The organism is Acinetobacter sp. WCHA55 (assembly GCF_002165305.2).
Classification (GTDB): domain Bacteria; phylum Pseudomonadota; class Gammaproteobacteria; order Pseudomonadales; family Moraxellaceae; genus Acinetobacter.
Genome location: NZ_CP032286.1, coordinates 3,298,923 through 3,313,445, shown reverse-complemented (window position 1 = coordinate 3,313,445; position 14,523 = coordinate 3,298,923). Strand labels below are relative to the sequence as shown.

The window sequence follows — 14,523 nt, the reverse complement described above, 5'->3', positions numbered from 1 at the left end:
GCAACTCAAACAGTGGCCTCGAACTATAGCGATTAGAAATACGGTTTTTAAAAACAAATTTTATGTCTTGTCATTTTCAATACCATCTCCATTCATTGCGTCCCTTGTGTATTCAGGCGGACTCAGGTTTTGTGTCCTTTCACACTTTTTGGTTGGATGTAGCTGTGCAGGCTACGCAAATTCAGCAGTTGGAACAGCCGGTATGGGCGCTTTGGCAAGAAGACAGTTATGAGTTTTTGGTATTGTTGTTTGCAGCCTTGCAAGCAGGTAAGCAAGTGCTGTTGCCGCCGCATCGGGTCAGCGACTTAGAAAAAGAATTGGCTGAACAGCAGATTTATTTTTTAAAACGTTTGCCGTCGACAGCCGCGTCAACCTTTGAGCTTCAATTTGATGCTGCCTTTCTCAATCAGGCACAGCTGTATTTCTATACTTCGGGCTCAACAGGGCAGCCGAAAAAGATTCCGCGCACCTTGCAACAATTGTTCAATGAAGTCTGTGGTTTGGAAGCCAGTTTTGATTTGCCTGAGCGGGCAGTTGCGATTGCCACGGTGAGTCATCAGCATATTTATGGTTTGTTGTTTAAGCTGTTGTGGCCCTTAGCCAGTGGACGTAGTTTCTACCAAAAACAACAGGCCTTCCCTGAAGATGTGGTCGATCTTCAAAAGAAAATTTCCCATTTGCAACTGCCCAATTACCTGATTTCAAGTCCTGCATTGTTGAAGCGCTGGACCACAGATGTGGTGTTGCAAGACTGCCATCGGGTCTATTCCTCTGGTGGAAAGTTGGATGCAGGTGTGCGTCCTTTGCTGAACCGTCCCATTACTGAAGTGTTTGGTAGTTCTGAAACAGGCGGGATTGCTCACCGTCAGGCGGATGATGCACTATGGACTCCCTTTGCGAATGTCGAAATTAACTGCGCCGAGCAACAAGAGTTAGCCGTTAAAACCAATCATGCTTTTAGTACGGATTGGATTTTGACTGGAGATAAAGTGCAGGTCGTGGATGCAGATAATTCCAAAAGTCCATTCCAGTTATTGGGGCGTTTAGACCGCATTGTCAAACTTGAAGAAAAGCGGTTAAGTCTCGATACGATTGAAATAAAAATCGCTGAATTGGTCGAAATACAGCAGTGCCATGTTTTAATTCATGAAAAAGAACAGCGTCAGATGTTAGCGGTGGTGGCTGTGCTGACCGAAGAAGCTCGGGCACTGCTTATTGAACAGGGCAAAGCCGTACTCACCGCACAACTGAAAAAACGCTTACAACTGAAATTGGAAAGTATCGCAATTCCACGGCAATGGCGCTTCTTAACGCAAATGCCACAAAATGCACAATCGAAGCTAAACAAACAGTATTTAAAATCACTCTTTCAGCCGATGACCTTACCTGTAGTATTGGCACAGCAGTCTCAGGATATGCAGATCAGTTATGCTTTAGAGTTTGTGCCTGAGTTGGAATGCTTTAAAGGGCATTTTCCGAACTTCCCGATTTATCCAGGCGTAGGGCAAATTGGATTTATTCAACATTTTGCCAAACAAAACTGGGCAGATTTACTGTGGTGCAATGGTTTTGAGCAGTTAAAATTTCAAGGACTAATCCAACCCTATCAAACGGTGGAACTGCTACTCAGCCGTAAAGCGCATAAGATCAGTTTTGAGCTGAAAAATCATGACAAAATATTGGCATCAGGACGTTTGCTGTTTGCTGTCCCTGTAGACGTTTAAGCCGAGAGAAAAAATGAAACACTGCTTTGTGATTCCTGTGTATAACCATCCGCATTATTTGGCTGCGTTACTGTCACATTTAAGTGCTTTTGAGTTACCCATCATTATGGTGAATGATGGCAGTGATGCCGCTTGTACCGCAGTGTTACATCAGCTTGCGCAGGACTACCCAAGGGTCGATTTGGTTGAACATACCCACAATCAAGGGAAGGGGCAGGCGGTGATCACGGGTCTCAAGCATGCCTTTCAATGTGGCTATAGCCATGCTTTGCAACTGGATGCGGATGGACAACATGATTGGCAGGATGTGCAACGCTTTTTAGACACCTCTATCCAGCATCCCAAAGCCATGATTATTGGTCAGCCGATCTTTGATGCGACTGTTCCAAAAAAACGTCTCTATGGCCGTTATGCAACCCATATTTGGGTGTGGATTAACAGTCTGTCTTTTGACATTAAAGACAGCATGTGTGGCTTTCGTGTTTATCCTTTGGCGCAGACGGTGAACATTCTAAATACAGCCAAGTTTCAACCGCGGATGGGCTTTGACTCGGAAATTTTGGTGCGTTTGAAATGGGACAATGTGCCGTTTATCAATTTGCCCACGCATGTGATTTACCCTGAAGGTGGCATTTCACATTTTGATGTGTGGCGTGACAATTTGGGCATGGCGCGCGCGCATAGTCGCTTGTTAGGTGGCATGCTGCTGCGGTTCCCCAAACTGATTTATCAGAAAGTTAAAGGCTAAGGCGGTCAGAGAAGCATATGCAGAAATGGAGCGCCGTGAAAGAGCGGGGCGGGATGTTGCCGCTGATGCTGATGCTGGGTTTCTACCGTTTAGGTGGGCGCTGGCTGTGCCGAGTCATCTTGTACTTTGTGATTTTATGGTACTGGCTCTTTTCCAATACCGCGCGTCAGGCTTCTCTGTTGTACTTAAAAAAACTGCATCATTTTACAGGTGCACAGTCTCCGTTTCAGACTGAGCCGCAGCTGTGGCACAGCTATACGCATTTGATGCAATTTGGCGAATGTATTTTAGATAAAATTGAAGGTTGGCTTGGGCATATTCCTGAACAGAACTTAAAGCTACATGGTCATGCGCACTTTCGCTCGCACTATCAAAAAGGTGCGGTGATTGTGGTATCGCATTTTGGCAATATTGAATTGCTGCGCGCCGTCAAAGCAGAGCATCCGCAGAAAATTAATGTGTTGGTCTATCAAAAACATGCCACCAAGTTCAATGCATTTTTAAAAAAGCTGAATGAACATGCCGATGTCAATTTGGTTTCGGTGGATGAGTTGGGAATTGAAACAGCACTGATTTTACAGGATAAATTGGATCAGGGTGAATGGGTGATTGTGGCGGCAGACCGCGTACCTGTGCAGTCAGATCGGGTACAATCGATTGCGTTTTTAGGTGAGCAGGCGCTGTGGCCGCAAGGCGCTTGGATCTTGGCCAGTTTGCTGAAAGCTCCTGTGCTGGCAGTGTTCTGCTATCGAGTCGATACACATTTTGAAGTGCATATTCATCAAGTCGCGGAGCAGTTAAACTGGCCACGTAAAGAGCGTTTACAAGCCATGCAACAGACCACACGACAGTATGTGGCACTGTTGGAACAGCATTGCATACGCGCGCCCTATCAATGGTTTAATTTTTATAATTTTTGGAATAAAGGATAAGTCTTGTGTTAATTGTTGGGGAAACTCCGCTCAGTATTGAAGATGTTGTGGCTGTAGCGCGTAAGGAAAAACAGGTGGCATTGCCTGCCTCTGCTGAATGGACAGCATTGATTCAACGTGGCGCAGATTTCCTCGATCAGCTGTTGCAAGACGAAGGCGTCATTTATGGTGTGACCACGGGCTATGGCGATTCGTGCTTAGTCGAAATTCCAGCCCATCAAGTGCATGAGCTACCACTACATTTATCGCGTTTTCATGGCTGTGGCATGGGACAAAACTTAGACTTAATTACCGCACGTGCTGTCGTGGTGGTGCGTTTATGTTCTTTGGCGCGCGGCTATTCGGGTGTTTCGCATGCCTTGTTACAGCGTTTGGTCTGGATGCTGAATGAAGATGTCATTCCTGTGATTCCCTCAGAAGGTTCGGTGGGTGCCAGTGGGGACTTGACGCCTTTGTCTTATATCGCTGGGGCCTTGGTCGGTGAGCGTGATGTGTACTATCAAGACCAGATCGTACCGATTGCACAAGTGTATGCCGAAAAAGGTTTGGAGCCTTTGGTGATGCGCCCTAAAGAAGGCTTAGCCCTGATGAATGGTACAGCGGTTATGACCGCGATTGCCTGCCTGAATTATAAAAAAGCCGAACAGATTTCTTTTGCCAGTACTTTGATTACTGCCCTGAATGTCTTGGCTTTAGAAGGGAATCCAAGCCATTTTGATGAAGTCTTGTTTGCGCAGAAACCACATCCGGGACAGCAACATATTGCAGCTCAGTTACGTGACTGGTTAAACAGTGAAGTGCAGACCGAGCACCAAAGTTCGCGCCTGCAAGACCGTTATTCACTGCGCTGTGCACCGCATGTGATTGGGGTGTTTGAAGATTCTAAAGTCTGGTTGCGTCAGTTTATTGAAAATGAGCTGAATTCAAGTAACGACAACCCATTGATTGACCCAGTGAACCTGCGGGTACTGCATGGTGGACATTTCTATGGCGGACATATTGCCCAAGCCATGGACAGCCTGAAAATTATGATCGCGAATATTGCCGACTTGATGGATCGTCAGTTGGCACAGTTGGTCGACTATAAAATGAACAATGGTTTGCCGCGCAATTTAACCGGTTCAAGCCCTGAGCGTTTGCCGTTGAATCATGGCTTTAAAGCGGTGCAAATTGGGGTTTCGGCATGGACAGCAGAAGCCTTGAAACAAACCCTCGCTGCGTCGATTTTCTCACGCTCAACCGAATGTCATAATCAAGACAAAGTCAGTATGGGTACCATTGCTGCGCGTGATGCCAGTCGAGTGATTACCCTGACTGAACAAGTGATTGCGGCACTCAGCTGTGCAGCGGTTCAGGCGGTCAAACTCAAAGGGGTAGATACAGAACTCAGCCCTGTTTTAACAGCATTTCAACACTGGGTGCTTCAGAGCTTCACCTATGTAGTGGAAGATCGTCCTTTGCAACAAGAGCTTCAGGCATTGGTTCATCGCTTTGAGGATTTAGAACTGTTAGACAGCATTGCTGTTCAATATTCATAGGAAATGAGCATGCATGCTGATGTAATCATTGAAGTGCCTTTTCATGATGTCGACACCATGAATGTGGTGTGGCACGGGCATTATTTAAAATATTTTGAAATTGCGCGCTGCAAATTGCTGGATCAATTTCACTATAACTATAACCAGATGCGTGACTCGGGCTATGCATGGCCGGTGATTGAAAGTCATGTGCGCTATGTACAAGGCATCGAGTTTGAGCAAAAAATTCGTGTGCGTGCCATTTTAAAAGAATGGGAAAATCGCTTAAAAATCGAATATCTGATTTTCGATGCAGTTTCAGGCAGAAAGTTGACCAAGGGCTATACCTCACAAGTGGCGGTACACATTGAAAAACGTGAAATGTGCTTCCAGTCGCCACAGGTGTTGCTGGACTGTTTAAATGCATGGCCTGAATTTAAAGCGGAGTAATGCAAGCATGATTCGATACAATTTTTTTAAGTTGATTTTGGTTGCGTGTACAGCTAGCGTGATGACACTGCTTGCTCCTACAGTGAATGCACAAAATACTGAATTGAAGCAGGTGTTTGCTCAGCTCGGTGCAACGCCTGTGGTGCGTGCCCAATTTGAGCAACAGAAGAAACTGGCCACTTTGAATAAAACCTATGTGTCCAAAGGCACGGTACTGTTCAGCAAAAACCAAGGCGTGCTGTGGCAGATTCAAAGTCCAGTCAAAGCCGATTTGGTGGTGACACCGCGTAAGCTGGTACAAAAGACACAGCGCACGTCCAGTCAAATTGAAGTCGATAAAACCCCGTATGGCTCTGTAGCGACGATGTTTTTACAGTTGATGTCGGGCAATGAAGCGGCACTCGCTAAAAACTTTAATGTGGTGTCTGCCAATTACAGTCCGACGCAGTGGAATGTCAGCTTAACGCCGAAAAGCAGTCTATTTAAAAAGCTTTTTGTCCAAGTCGATGCGCAAGGTCAGCGTTATGTGGACCGTATTACCATTTTGGAACAAGCCAATAATCGCACCATCATTCGTTTTAGCCAGCAAACGACTCAACCTCAAACTTTAACGGCTGCGGAAAATGCGCTTTTCCAATTGGCAAAATAAATTTAGCGGCCTGTGGTTGTTGCTGTTGTGTGTCATTGCTTTGGCACTGGGTGTGGCTTGGCTGAATAAAGGCATTAAGATTGAGACCAATATTTTTGCTTTGTTGCCTGAGGCCCATCAAGATGCTCATCTGGAACAAGCACAGCAATATGTCAGTCAGCAGTTAAATGACAAAGTTTTTGTGGTGTTGGATGCCAAAACAGATCTGCAATTAGAACAGGCAACGCAAGCACTCAAAACCCAAGCCGATCACAGTCAGCTGTTTTTACCCGTTCGTCCGCAGCTTGATCCTGATCAATTTGCCCAAGCGCTGTATCTACACAAAGCGGGGTTATTATCCAAGACTGATCAGCAGATTGTGCAAGGGCAGGATCATACCGCACTGATAGAGCAGGGCTTATTGCAACTGATGAGTCCGGGCATGCCAATCACGGCTGAAATGCTCAAGCAAGATCCCTTGTTGCTATTCCCGCGTTATGCAGTGGGTTTAAGCGCTCTACAAAGTAATGCCGATGTCAATTTAGAGCAGGGCTTTGCGACCATTCGTGATGAGCAAGGTATCTCGCGCCTGATGGTACTTCAGCTCAACAACAGCCCTTATAACATTGCCTACCAAGAGCAGACTGCTGCTTTTATTCAAAATATCAATCAGCAGCTTAGCCAGTTGCAGGTTAAACCGCACTGGACAGGCACGCTGCTGTTTGCACAGTTCGGCACCAATTCTGCCAAAGAGGAAATCTCGACTATTGGCGTGGGTTCGACCATCGGAATATTACTACTGGTCTGGTTTGGCTTCCGTTCGATACGCCCGATGCTGACGGAAATGGTCGCGGTCGGTACAGGCAGTCTGGTGGCCTTTGCGGTGACGTATTGGGTTTTCGGTGAAATTCACCTGATGACACTGGTCTTTGGCGCCAGTCTGATAGGGGTTTGTGTCGATTTTTCATTTTACTTTATGGCCATGCAGTCTCAGCACCGACAGGTGGATGGATTTGCAGTTTTAAAACCATTATTGCCAAGCCTATTTGTGGGTTTGATGACTACATTGTTGGCTTATGTAGTGCTGAGTTTTACCCCATTTCCGGGTTTTAAGCAGATTGCGGTCTTTTCCATGGTTGGACTGAGCGCCGCATGGGTGACCAGTATTTTATTGTTGCCACGTTTGCCTGCGCTGAATGCGGAACCTGCGATACGTGCTTTGGGCTTTATTGGCAAAGCACGCAGTTATGTGCAGAGTCGAAATACGCTGCGTTATGGCATGATTGCACTGATTCTACTGGTGATGGGTAGTAGTCTCGCCTTGCTGAGAAGCAATGATGACATCCGTAATTTACAAAGTATGGATGCCACCTTAAAGCAGGAAGATCAATATATTCGTTCGCGTTTTATGCAACAGCAAAGCAGTGAATACTTTGTGGTACAGGGCAGAACCCCAGCAGAGTTGGAGCAGCGCGAACAGCAACTACTGGCAGAGCTTGCGCCCTTGCAACAGGCTGGCAAGTTGGATGCTGTACAAGCTTTAGGGCAGTGGATTCCATCACTTGAGCAGCAAAAACACAATATTGCAATGTTGCAGGCGATTCCCCAGCCCGCTTTGGTGGAATATGCGCAAGCGTTACAGCTCAACGCAGCCGATGTTTTAAACTGGCAAGCGCATTTAAAAGACCAGCCGTTGCTGACCGAAGCCGTCTTTAAAGATCATCCTCTGTATTTTTTGCAGATGAGTCCGACACAACGTTTGGTGATGCTGCAAAATGTGCATGATGTCAAAGCTGTACAACAGCTTGAAAATGCTGATGTACAACTGTTACGTCCCGTTCATCAACTGTCTGAATTGTTTAAACAGCACCGTGAGCAGGCACAGTGGTTATTACTCAGCGCTTTGGTGATTTTAGCCATTGGCTTAGGGGCACTATATGGCAAAAAATCAATTCTACCGTTGGTGTTGCCTGTCAGCATGGCCTTAATGACCACGTTTGCGATTCAAGCATGGCTGGGGGTCGAGATTAATTTATTCAGCATTATGGGTACCTTCCTAATCATTGGGATTGGGGTGGACTATGCGATTTTCTACCGCCACGGACATGATCATCCGCAGGTGGTGGGGATGGCTTTATTCCTGTGCATGATGTCGACGTTCTTTAGTTTTGGTTTGCTGTCCTTTAGTCATACCTATGCCATTCACAGTTTTGGCTTAACAGTGTTGCTGGGCGTTATTTTTTCATTTATTTATGCCACACTTTTTACATCCTCCGATGCAAAACATGTGGTGGTTCAACAATATCAGCCAAAGAGCTGAGTCAAAGGGTACAGTGCTATGAGCACCATGCAACAAACAGATGTTTTAATTATTGGGGCGGGACCATCAGGCAGCTCAGCCGCAGCTTTGTTGCGCCAAAAAGGTTACCAAGTCACGGTGATTGAAAAGCAATATTTTCCGCGTTTTTCCATCGGTGAGTCTTTATTGCCACAGTGTATGGTGTTTTTAGAAGAAGCGGGATTGTTGGAGACAGTGCGTGCCCATGCCGACGAATATGCTTTTCAGTTTAAAAATGGCGCGGCTTTTTTAAGAGGCACACAGCGTAGTTTTTATGATTTTACTCAAAAGTTTAGTGAAGGCCCAGGCACCACATGGCAGGTACGACGTGCCAACTTTGACCAGCTTTTGGCAGTGCAAGCCGAAAAAATGGGCGCGGATATCCGTTTTGGTCATGAAGTTTTGGCGGTCGATGTCGCAACCACACAGCCGATTTTGACGGTCAAAGATGCGCAAGGCGACAGCTACCAAATTCAAGGCAAGTTCCTCTTAGATGCCAGCGGTTTTGGCCGTATTTTGCCGAAGTTTCTCGACTTAGAAAGCCCGTCGGACTTTCCTGTGCGCCGTGCAGTCTTTACCCATATCGAAGATGGTTTGTTGGATGACCCTGAGTTTGATCGTGAGAAAATTTTAATTACCGTACATGAAAAAGATCATCGTGCGTGGTATTGGCTGATTCCCTTTGCCGATGGGCGCTCTTCATTTGGCATCGTGGCGGAGCAAGATTTCTTTGAAAAATATGGTTATGACGGCAGTGCAGATTATGACCTAGAAGCTTTGCAAAAACGTATTTTGGCCGATGATGTTAGCTTATCGCATGTATTACGCCATGCCAAACATGATACTCCTGTGCGTACTTTGGTGGGCTATTCTGCCGATGTGAAACATTTGGCATCAAACAATTATGCGCTACTGGGTAATGCGGGCGAGTTCCTCGATCCTGTCTTTTCTTCGGGGGTAACCATTGCCTTAAAATCGTCCAGTCTAGCCGTACCATTGGTCGAGCAAGTGCTGCAGGGTCAGGCAGTAGATTGGATGGAGCAATATGAAAAGCCACTACGTAAAGGCATTCAGGTATTCCGTGCCTATGTCGAGTCATGGTATTCAGGTGAATTTCAGGATGTGGTGTTCTCCACTCATCAGGATGAAAAAATCCGCCGTATGATTGCTTCCTTACTGGCAGGTTATGCGTGGGATGCAACTAACCCGATTCATCGTAATGCCAAGCAACGTCTGAGCACTTTGGCCGAATATTGCCGAGAAGAACAACCGCAAAAAGAGTCGCTGACCGATGAAACTTAAGCTACGTTTGAAAACTGTCAGTTGGCTTTTAGCCAGTGCTCTGCTCTGTAGTGCCTGCCAAAGCTGGATCCCCAAGGCGCAGGGACTCGTGACCCCGCAGTGGGCTGCGCAAAATTATCAACGTCAAGATCAAATTGAAGTGCAGTGGAAAACCCAGAGTTTCAGCTTTTTACTGTATCAGCAACAACGGGGGCAGTCACTTGATATGTTAGCGCTCAGCCTCACAGGGCAACAGTTGTTTAAGCTCAGTTTTGATGGTCAAAAGGTCGAAGTTGAACAGCGGATTGATCCAATGAAACGGTTGCCTTTTGATTATGTGGTGCGTGATATTCTGTATGCCACGTATCCAAATTTTGCTACCTTACATACTGCTCAAAATACGGTCGTGCAGAAAGACGATACCATTTATATACAGCAGCAACCCGTGTTGAAAATTCAGCAAAATGAAGGAGCAATTGAACTGAATAATTTGCAAGTGCCTTATCAAATGGTGATCAGCACGGTGAGCAATACTTTAGAAGATGATCAAGGTGACCATCATGACTAAAAATCTACAGCAGGTTTCAGCCGTGGGTATTCAGTTCAGTGTGGCGCTGTCGGCTTTGGGGCAAAATGCCACTGAGCTTCAGCATGCCTTAACCAATACTGAAAATACTTTGTCGCAACGAGAGGATTTGATCGCGGGGCGTTCGGTCTGGGTCGGTGCATCTGATCAAACCTTAGTTCAAGCTGTGCCTGAAAGCTTGAGCGGTGCAGATTCACGGAATCTACGCTTTGCCCTGACAGCTTTGGCGCACATTGAAACTGAAATTCATGCTTATACAGAACCGTTTGCTAAACAACGTCTTGCTGTGATTATCGGCACGTCAACCTCAGGCATCGCGGATAATGAGCCTGTCTTAAAAGTCCAGTTTCAACAGTCTGTACCGCAGTCTGTACAGCACCAAAAGCAAGAAATGGGCAGTTTAGCGAAAGCCTTACAACAGTATTTGGGCTGGGAAGGGCCTGCCTATACCATTTCTACCGCTTGTTCCTCAGCAGCCAAAGCGCTGGCGGCGGGGCAACGTTTGCTGAATGCCGATCTGGCCGATGCTGTCTTAGTCGGTGGAGTCGACACCCTATGCAAACTGACCTTAAATGGTTTTGATAGTTTAGAAAGCTTATCGAGCGGAATTTGTCAGCCCTGTGGTGCCAACCGTGACGGGATCAATATTGGTGAAGCCGCAGGACTGTTTTTACTTTCCAAAGCGCCCGCTCCTGTGATGTTACTGTCGAGCGGTGAGTCAATGGATGCATGGCATATTTCAGCACCGCATCCAGAAGGGCAAGGGGCTGCGGAGGCGATGCAAAAAGCTTTAGATATGGCACAGCTTGAAGCAGGCGATATTGGGTATTTGAACTTACATGGGACTTCTACACCGCAAAATGATGCGATGGAGATTAAGGCGGTACAGACTGTTTTCTCAGATGCAGCTGTGGCTTTGAGCAGTACCAAACATAAAACAGGGCATTGTCTGGGGGCAGCAGGTGCAATCGAAGCCTTTATTTGCCAGCAGGTTTTATTGGACCAATCCTGGTTGCCACTGCATCATGCAGGTGAATTGGACGATGCTTTGGCTGGGCAAAATTATGTGCTTACGCCGCATTTGAATATACCCATTCGCTATGCGATGAGTAATTCTTTTGCTTTTGGCGGCAGCAATATCAGTTTAATTTTCGGGACAGCTTTGCCATGATGGATGCAGTACAGTTTATTCCGCATGCGAAACCGATGGTTTTTGTGAGTCATTTGATTGAAGCCAATGATACGTTTGCGATTGCAGAACTTCACATCACACCTGATTTGATGTTTTGTGGGCCAGATGGCTTACCCACATGGAGCAGTATTGAGCTGATGGCGCAGACCATTAGTGCCTATGCAGGCTATAAAGGGCAAACCAAAGGATTGCCACCGAAAATTGGCTTTTTATTGGGAACGCGTAAAATGCAGTTACCCTGTGCCTATTTTAGTTTGGGTACAACCGTGCAGATTCGGGTCGAACAAAGTTATCTGCACGAAGGTTTGGGGCAGTTTAATTGTGAAATTGAATATCAAGAACATCGGTTCAGCGCTATGTTGAGCGTATTTGAGCCTGAAAATATGAATGAAATCATTGGAAAATTAGTGTGAACAGAAGAGTTTTAGTCACGGGTTCGAGTCGTGGAATAGGTAAAGCGATTGCTTTAGAGTTGGCAAAGGCAGGCTTTGATGTCACGGTCCATGCCCGCTCAAGACAGTCTGAGGCCGAAGCAGTGGCTCAGGAGATTCAAGCGCTTGGACAGGCGAGTCATGTACTGATGTTCGATGTGAATGAGCGTGAAAAGATTGCTGACATTTTGGAGCAAGATATAGCACAGCATGGTGCTTTTTACGGTGCGGTGTTGAATGCAGGACTAACCCGTGATGGTGCTTTCCCCGCATTGACCGATGAAGACTGGGATGATGTGGTCTCGACCTCTCTGAACGGTTTTTATAATGTGCTGAAACCCCTGATGATGCCGATGATTCGCTTGAAAAAGGGCGGACGTATTGTGACTTTGTCTTCAGTGTCGGGAATCATGGGCAACCGTGGTCAGGTGAACTATAGTGCTGCTAAAGCAGGCCTGATTGGTGCGACCAAAGCATTGGCACTGGAATTGGCCAAACGCAAAATTACGGTGAACTGTGTGGCTCCGGGCTTGATTGAAACCGAAATGGTCACGGAAGAAGTGAAAGAACACGCTTTGAAAATGATCCCGATGCAGCGCATGGGGCAGGTGGAAGAAGTCGCCAAAGCAGTGAAGTTTTTATGTAGTGATGATGCCAGTTATATCACCCGCCAAGTGATTTCAGTCAATGGAGGCTTAATCTAATGAAACGTGTTGTTGTGACAGGCATGTCAGGGATTACCTCTTTGGGTGAAACCGCAGAGCAAATTTTTGAGCAATTTGCACAAGGCAAAAGCGGTATTCGCTATATGTCTGACTGGGAAATTTATCCTGATTTACGCAGTAAATTGGCAGGCCCCGTAGAGTCCTTTACCGTACCCAAGCATTTTAATCGTAAAGTGACCCGTGGCATGGGGCGCGTTGCTTTGATGTCTGTGGTTTGCGCAGAAAAAGCATTGGAAGATGCGGGCTTGTTGCATGCCGATATTTTAAAAAGTGGCGATGCAGGTGTGGCCTTTGGTTCCTCTGCGGGCAGTGTGGATGCTGTACGTGAGTTTGGTGCAATGTTGATTGAGCACAATATGAGCCAACTGAATGCGACAACCTACATTCGTATGATGTCGCATACCAGTGCAGTCAATATGACGGTGTATTTTGGCTTAAAAGGTTTAACCTTACCGACTTCGAGTGCGTGTACTTCAGGTTCTATGGCGATTGGTCAAGCTTATGAAGCGATCAAATATGGTAAGCAAACCGTGATGATTGCAGGCGGGGCAGAAGAGCTCAGTGCAGCGGGTTCAGCCGTGTTCGATGTCCTATTGGCGACCAGTGTGCAAAATGACCATCCAGAGAAAACCCCACGTCCATTTGATGCAAGCCGAGATGGTTTGGTGGTGGGTGAAGGTGCAGGTTGTTTGATTTTAGAAGAGTATGAACATGCGCAAGCACGTGGGGCGACCATTTATGCCGAGATTGTGGGGTATGGCAGCAATACCGATGGTCAGCATGTGACCCGACCTGATTCTGAAATGATGGGCCGTTGTATGCAGTTGGCACTCAAAGATGCACAGCTTACAGCCGAAGATATTGATTATGTTAATGCGCATGGTACCTCGACCGATCAGGGGGATATTGCTGAATCACAAGCGACTGCGCGGATCTTAGGCAAAAAACCGATTAGCTCATTAAAAAGTTATTTTGGGCATACGCTTGGGGCGTGTGGCGCCATTGAAGCATGGCTCAGTATTGAAATGATGCGACGCAATCAGTTGGTGCCGACTTTAAATTTAGATCAGATTGACAGCGCCTGCGGTGATCTGGATTATGTGGTATCGGGCATGCGTTCAGCAGAAACGCAAACCATGATGAGCAATAATTTTGCTTTTGGAGGGATTAATACCTCCTTAATTTTTAAACGTATTTAAATAGATAAGGGTAGAGCGATGTTATTCAAAAATACTTGTGCAGTTGCTGTGTTGTCTTTCGGTGCAATCGCATCGGCTCAAGCGGCAGACAAAATGTATGATTTTAAATTTCAAGATGCAGTGAACCGTGCTGTTGCAGATGGCGTGCTAGATGGCTCGGTAAAATTTTATTTGGCGGGAACCAAATCAGGTGGCAAGGTGATTGAAAAAGGCTTAGTGACCAATAAAAAGACCAATGGTTTTGCCAAATCTGCGGAAAGTTCATGTGACCATGTACTTCGTTCAGCATTGATTCAATTCCAAAATACAGCCAAAGCCAATGGTGCAAATGCTGTGACCAATCTGGTAAGTTTCTATAAGTCGAATGAAACCCGCAGCACGACAACCTACCAATGCGCGAAAGGCACTGCGATGGCGGGTGTGGCATTGAAAGGAGATTTGGTGAAGTTTTAATGTGTTTGAATGCGTAAGATGAATTTCCAAATAAGAACAATCTAATTCCAAGTTCATTGTATAGCAGCAGTATTAGGATGGATTCTTACAACGAGGGATGCTCTATTTTTAAACATCCCTCGTTGGTTCGATGTCTTAATTCAGCATTTTTTGATTGTCAGATTTAGTATTGCTAATTTGAGTAAGGTTCAGAAATACATAAAAAAGCCCCCATCTTTCGATGAGGGCTTTTTTGAATTTTGGAGCGGGAAACGAGACTCGAACTCGCGACCCCAACCTTGGCAAGGTTGTGCTCTACCAACTGAGCTATTCCCGCATG

The 14,523-nt window shown here is 46.2% G+C and carries 14 protein-coding genes and 1 tRNA gene; 14 read left to right on the top strand and 1 reads right to left on the bottom strand.

Annotated elements, in window-relative coordinates:
- Positions 1 to 62 precede the first annotated feature (62 nt).
- From CDG62_RS18760 to CDG62_RS18695, 14 genes are all read left to right on the top strand, one after another.
- Positions 63 to 1,724, top strand: coding sequence for an AMP-binding protein (locus CDG62_RS18760; protein ID WP_087527613.1), 1,662 nt, complete (start codon positions 63 to 65; stop codon positions 1,722 to 1,724).
- Between the two features lie 13 nt (positions 1,725 to 1,737).
- Positions 1,738 to 2,472, top strand: coding sequence for a glycosyltransferase family 2 protein (locus CDG62_RS18755; protein WP_087527614.1), 735 nt, complete (start codon positions 1,738 to 1,740; stop codon positions 2,470 to 2,472).
- A gap of 17 nt (positions 2,473 to 2,489) precedes the next feature.
- A complete protein-coding gene (locus CDG62_RS18750) occupies positions 2,490 to 3,404 on the top strand; it encodes an acyltransferase (RefSeq protein ID WP_087527615.1) in 915 nt (304 codons plus the stop codon).
- Positions 3,405 to 3,409: 5 nt separating this feature from the next.
- On the top strand, positions 3,410 to 4,942 hold the full coding sequence (locus tag CDG62_RS18745; protein WP_087527616.1) for an HAL/PAL/TAL family ammonia-lyase: 1,533 nt from the start codon (positions 3,410 to 3,412) through the stop codon (positions 4,940 to 4,942).
- Positions 4,943 to 4,951: 9 nt separating this feature from the next.
- On the top strand, positions 4,952 to 5,371 hold the full coding sequence (locus CDG62_RS18740) for an acyl-CoA thioesterase (protein ID WP_004684321.1): 420 nt from the start codon (positions 4,952 to 4,954) through the stop codon (positions 5,369 to 5,371).
- 61 nt (positions 5,372 to 5,432) lie between these two features.
- Positions 5,433 to 6,020 (top strand): outer membrane lipoprotein carrier protein LolA, encoded by a 588-nt coding sequence (locus tag CDG62_RS18735; RefSeq protein WP_228254452.1) that lies wholly within the window; start codon positions 5,433 to 5,435, stop codon positions 6,018 to 6,020.
- The gene (locus CDG62_RS18730) at positions 5,995 to 8,319 is read left to right on the top strand and encodes an MMPL family transporter (RefSeq protein ID WP_087527617.1); all 2,325 of its coding nucleotides are present in this window, start codon (positions 5,995 to 5,997) and stop codon (positions 8,317 to 8,319) included. The genes CDG62_RS18735 and CDG62_RS18730 overlap by 26 nt, the downstream gene beginning before the upstream one ends.
- Before the next feature lie 18 nt (positions 8,320 to 8,337).
- Complete coding sequence (locus CDG62_RS18725; RefSeq protein WP_087527618.1) at positions 8,338 to 9,639, top strand: NAD(P)/FAD-dependent oxidoreductase; 1,302 nt, start codon at positions 8,338 to 8,340, stop codon at positions 9,637 to 9,639.
- Positions 9,629 to 10,186: a DUF3261 domain-containing protein gene (locus CDG62_RS18720; RefSeq protein ID WP_087527619.1), complete on the top strand. Its 558-nt coding sequence runs from the start codon at positions 9,629 to 9,631 to the stop codon at positions 10,184 to 10,186. Before CDG62_RS18725 ends, CDG62_RS18720 begins: the two co-directional genes overlap by 11 nt.
- Positions 10,179 to 11,375 (top strand): beta-ketoacyl-[acyl-carrier-protein] synthase family protein, encoded by a 1,197-nt coding sequence (locus CDG62_RS18715; protein ID WP_087527620.1) that lies wholly within the window; start codon positions 10,179 to 10,181, stop codon positions 11,373 to 11,375. The genes CDG62_RS18720 and CDG62_RS18715 overlap by 8 nt, the downstream gene beginning before the upstream one ends.
- Complete coding sequence (locus CDG62_RS18710) at positions 11,372 to 11,809, top strand: 3-hydroxylacyl-ACP dehydratase (RefSeq protein WP_087527621.1); 438 nt, start codon at positions 11,372 to 11,374, stop codon at positions 11,807 to 11,809. The genes CDG62_RS18715 and CDG62_RS18710 overlap by 4 nt, the downstream gene beginning before the upstream one ends.
- The gene (locus tag CDG62_RS18705) at positions 11,806 to 12,531 is read left to right on the top strand and encodes a 3-ketoacyl-ACP reductase FabG2 (protein ID WP_087527622.1); all 726 of its coding nucleotides are present in this window, start codon (positions 11,806 to 11,808) and stop codon (positions 12,529 to 12,531) included. Before CDG62_RS18710 ends, CDG62_RS18705 begins: the two co-directional genes overlap by 4 nt.
- Entirely contained in the window at positions 12,531 to 13,751 is a 1,221-nt protein-coding gene (locus CDG62_RS18700) for a beta-ketoacyl-ACP synthase (RefSeq protein WP_087527623.1), read from the top strand. The genes CDG62_RS18705 and CDG62_RS18700 overlap by 1 nt, the downstream gene beginning before the upstream one ends.
- A gap of 18 nt (positions 13,752 to 13,769) precedes the next feature.
- Entirely contained in the window at positions 13,770 to 14,204 is a 435-nt protein-coding gene (locus tag CDG62_RS18695; RefSeq protein WP_087527624.1) for an excinuclease, read from the top strand.
- A 240-nt stretch (positions 14,205 to 14,444) separates the two neighbouring features.
- Here the strand turns inward: CDG62_RS18695 and CDG62_RS18690 are convergent.
- Positions 14,445 to 14,520: transfer RNA gene (locus CDG62_RS18690), tRNA-Gly, on the bottom strand.
- Between the last annotated feature and the right edge of the window lie 3 nt (positions 14,521 to 14,523).

Bases quoted from the DNA above. Each gene is read 5' to 3' on its own strand.
- CDG62_RS18760 (WP_087527613.1), top strand. From the start codon at position 63: ATGTCTTGTCATTTTCAATACCATCTCCATTCATTGCGTCCCTTGTGT.
- CDG62_RS18755 (WP_087527614.1), top strand. From the start codon at position 1,738: ATGAAACACTGCTTTGTGATTCCTGTGTATAACCATCCGCATTATTTG.
- CDG62_RS18750 (WP_087527615.1), top strand. From the start codon at position 2,490: ATGCAGAAATGGAGCGCCGTGAAAGAGCGGGGCGGGATGTTGCCGCTG.
- CDG62_RS18740 (WP_004684321.1), top strand. From the start codon at position 4,952: ATGCATGCTGATGTAATCATTGAAGTGCCTTTTCATGATGTCGACACC.
- CDG62_RS18735 (WP_228254452.1), top strand. From the start codon at position 5,433: ATGACACTGCTTGCTCCTACAGTGAATGCACAAAATACTGAATTGAAG.
- CDG62_RS18730 (WP_087527617.1), top strand. From the start codon at position 5,995: ATGCGCTTTTCCAATTGGCAAAATAAATTTAGCGGCCTGTGGTTGTTG.
- CDG62_RS18725 (WP_087527618.1), top strand. From the start codon at position 8,338: ATGAGCACCATGCAACAAACAGATGTTTTAATTATTGGGGCGGGACCA.
- CDG62_RS18720 (WP_087527619.1), top strand. From the start codon at position 9,629: ATGAAACTTAAGCTACGTTTGAAAACTGTCAGTTGGCTTTTAGCCAGT.
- CDG62_RS18715 (WP_087527620.1), top strand. From the start codon at position 10,179: ATGACTAAAAATCTACAGCAGGTTTCAGCCGTGGGTATTCAGTTCAGT.
- CDG62_RS18710 (WP_087527621.1), top strand. From the start codon at position 11,372: ATGATGGATGCAGTACAGTTTATTCCGCATGCGAAACCGATGGTTTTT.
- CDG62_RS18700 (WP_087527623.1), top strand. From the start codon at position 12,531: ATGAAACGTGTTGTTGTGACAGGCATGTCAGGGATTACCTCTTTGGGT.
- CDG62_RS18695 (WP_087527624.1), top strand. From the start codon at position 13,770: ATGTTATTCAAAAATACTTGTGCAGTTGCTGTGTTGTCTTTCGGTGCA.